This window comes from Enterobacter cloacae complex sp. 677-3DZ2D5B (assembly GCF_004136695.1).
In the GTDB taxonomy this organism is placed as follows: domain Bacteria; phylum Pseudomonadota; class Gammaproteobacteria; order Enterobacterales; family Enterobacteriaceae; genus Enterobacter; species Enterobacter hormaechei_C.
On record NZ_QFLS01000031.1, the window covers coordinates 8,804 to 11,530 of the forward strand.

The following is a 2,727-nucleotide window of genomic DNA, read 5'->3' on the forward strand; positions in this document are numbered from 1 at the left end:
CACGGTCCCACCTGCGTCATCGGTCAGGTTATCTGTCTGGGACCACGGTCCCACCTGCGTCATCGGTCAGGTTATCTGTCTGGGACCACGGTCCCACCTGCGTCGTCGGTCAGGTTATCTGTCTGGGACCACGGTCCCACCTGCGTCATCGGTCAGGTAATCTGCCTGGGACTACGGTCCCACCTGCATCGTCGGTCAGGTAATCTGCCTGGGACCACGGTCCCACCTGCATCGTCGGCACATTATTAGTTTGGGACAACGGTTAAGCAATGCCTGTCACGAACAGGTATTGGCTTGTCGCCAGCAACCTGTTGAGCGGAGTAATCACGCAGCAGGGCGGCTATTACAGGTGATGGTGAAAGCTCTGTTGGGATCTGAACGAAGCATGTTGAGTGAAATTTGCAAAATTTCGCGGGGTGTGAGGCTTAATTTTAAATTTCCGCCAGCATTTTTAAAACCAGCTGCCGCCGCTGCGCGTTGGCCGGTCCTTCGTCCGGACGGTAACCAGTCCCGGCCGTTCTTACGACCCTGGATGAACATGGTCCCGTCATCAGCGTCTCCAGTGTGATGTCGTTTGTCACGCCGTCCGAGGGGATATCAGGGACACAACATATGGTAGAAAAAGCAGCTGTCTGAGACACAATATATTGATTATTCACAGTAACTGGGGATAACCGTGTGGGTAACATATTGAAAGTCCAACACGTTATCTGATTAACTGACTTTGTAAACGCCGCTGAACCATGAAAAAAATCCGGGGGAATCATTACAGCGCATAAACATACCGTTTTGTTTTTGGGTGACGGCAAGGAGGCCCCTGTTATCACCACATACCTTGTCAAAGGTTTCCATTCCTATCCTTATCAGGCTCTTTTCGTTATTTTCGGGAGAGATCCGGAGATGTTTTGTCAGCCAGACAGGATAGGTATCAGCGTTACGCCAGTACTGCAATTCAATCACTGAAGCCATTCCCCAGACAGAGAAGAATAAGAAAACCACACCTGCGATTTTGCTACCCATATTGTTCCTTAATATTGATTTAATACATTCCTTGCTCCTCGCACCGGAGCACATCACAGATACTGATTGAGATCCACTTCACGCAGCGGCTGGTTTTGACGTTCTGTTATCAATTGCACCAGGTCTTTTTCGTCCAGCGCATCGAGCATTTGTTCATACAGAGCCGCGGGCACACAATAAAAAACAGGGCGGTTGCGGTCAATAATCGCGACCGGGTAGCCGCCGCCGGCACTGGCGGTGGCCACCGGATCGTTTTTAAGTTCGCTGATGCTGGCAGTCACATCACACAGAATGATATTTGTCATGGTTCCCCCCTGAGACAAGTCATCTGTATGATCGGTAAAGTAAGCTCTTGCGGCAAGTCCCGTCTGTCATTTCGACGGTCAGAAACGGGCAACCGGCAGCTCCTTCCAGCGGGTGGTATATGCCGGTGACAGCATCTCCCGTTTCATCTGCCAGTCCGGCGCAATACCCCGTCCGGCAAACCAGACTTTCCCGAGTCCGGAATGATTAATGCCGTCGAGTACCTTCATCAGCGCATCGTTGTGCGGCCGTGGCTGCACGTCATCGAACAGATTCAGCTGCGCGACGCCGTTCGGACTGAAATCATTGAGCATTATCCCCGCTTTTGCGTAGCGGTGGCCATCGAGCCAGATCCTGTCCAGAGACCTGACCGCTGCCGCGATAATGTCCCGGGTGTCACGGGTAGGGGTGTTCAGTTTTTCCGTGGCCACGTTACCGTAATACGGCTCATTAACCGCAAAAGGGGATGTCTTGATGAAGGTGCTGATATGCCGGCAGTACTGTCGCTCACCGCGCAACTTTTCCGCCGCGCGCTCGGCATACTGGCAGACGGCCTGGCGCATTTCTTCGTAGGTGGTGATCCGCTGCCCGAAGCTGCGCCTGCAGACAATCTGCTGTTTCGGCGGCGGCGCTTCCTCCAGCGAAATGCAGCTCTCGCCGTTCAGCTCACGTACCGTGCGCTCCAGCACTACGTTGAAGTTTTTCCGGATAAATGTAGGGTTCGTCAGCGACAGCTGCAGGGCAGTGGTGATCCCCATAACGTGCAGCTTTTTCGCTATCCGGTTCCCTACGCCCCAGATTTCTTCCACCGGCTGCAGGCTGAGTAATTTTGCCGTTCTGCGTGGATTTTCGGGCGACAGCGCCAGCACCCCACTGAATTGTGGCCATTCCTTTGACGCCCACTGCGCCGATTTGGCCAGTGTTTTTGTGGCGCCGAAGCCGACACCGATCGTCAGTCCGGTTCCACTGAGAACATGCCCACGCAGCTGCCTGCCAAAATCCTCCAGATCCATACAGTGGCCAATTCCCCGGGCATCCAGGAAACATTCGTCAATTGAGTATTGTTCGACGCGGGGCGACAGCTCTTCCAGCAGGGCGACCACACGGTTACTCAGGCTCGCGTAGAGCTCGTAGTTGCTGGAAAAAACGTACAATTTTTCAGGAAACTGCGCCTCTTTGAGCTGGAACCAGGGGGTTCCCATCTTTATACCCAGCCGTTTGGCTTCAGCACTCCGGGCAATAACGCAGCCATCGTTGTTACTGAGAACGACGACAGGTTTGCCGCGCAAATCCGGCCTGAAAACCTTCTCGCAACTGGCGTAGAAGGAGTTGACGTCTGCCAGGGCGAACATCAGTCTGCCCTCCGGGTTTTATGAATGAAGGGGCTTTGTTGAATAAATCAGA

Annotated in this window: 3 protein-coding genes; all 3 read right to left on the reverse strand. The window is 53.5% G+C overall.

The features are described from left to right. Positions 1 to 714 precede the first annotated feature (714 nt). A complete protein-coding gene (locus DD597_RS24770) occupies positions 715 to 1,020 on the reverse strand; it encodes a hypothetical protein (protein ID WP_075253047.1) in 306 nt (101 codons plus the stop codon). Between the two features lie 53 nt (positions 1,021 to 1,073). After that, on the reverse strand, positions 1,074 to 1,325 hold the full coding sequence (locus DD597_RS24775; RefSeq protein ID WP_004118488.1) for a type II toxin-antitoxin system Phd/YefM family antitoxin: 252 nt from the start codon (positions 1,323 to 1,325) through the stop codon (positions 1,074 to 1,076). Between the two features lie 78 nt (positions 1,326 to 1,403). Then, positions 1,404 to 2,675 carry a Y-family DNA polymerase gene (locus DD597_RS24780; RefSeq protein ID WP_039267241.1) on the reverse strand — a complete coding sequence of 424 codons (1,272 nt, stop codon included), beginning with the start codon at positions 2,673 to 2,675 and terminating at the stop codon, positions 1,404 to 1,406. Between the last annotated feature and the right edge of the window lie 52 nt (positions 2,676 to 2,727).

Coding starts and splice junctions, on each gene's coding strand:
- DD597_RS24770 (WP_075253047.1), bottom strand. CDS start 1,020: ATGGGTAGCAAAATCGCAGGTGTGGTTTTCTTATTCTTCTCTGTCTGG.
- DD597_RS24775 (WP_004118488.1), bottom strand. CDS start 1,325: ATGACAAATATCATTCTGTGTGATGTGACTGCCAGCATCAGCGAACTT.
- DD597_RS24780 (WP_039267241.1), bottom strand. CDS start 2,675: ATGTTCGCCCTGGCAGACGTCAACTCCTTCTACGCCAGTTGCGAGAAG.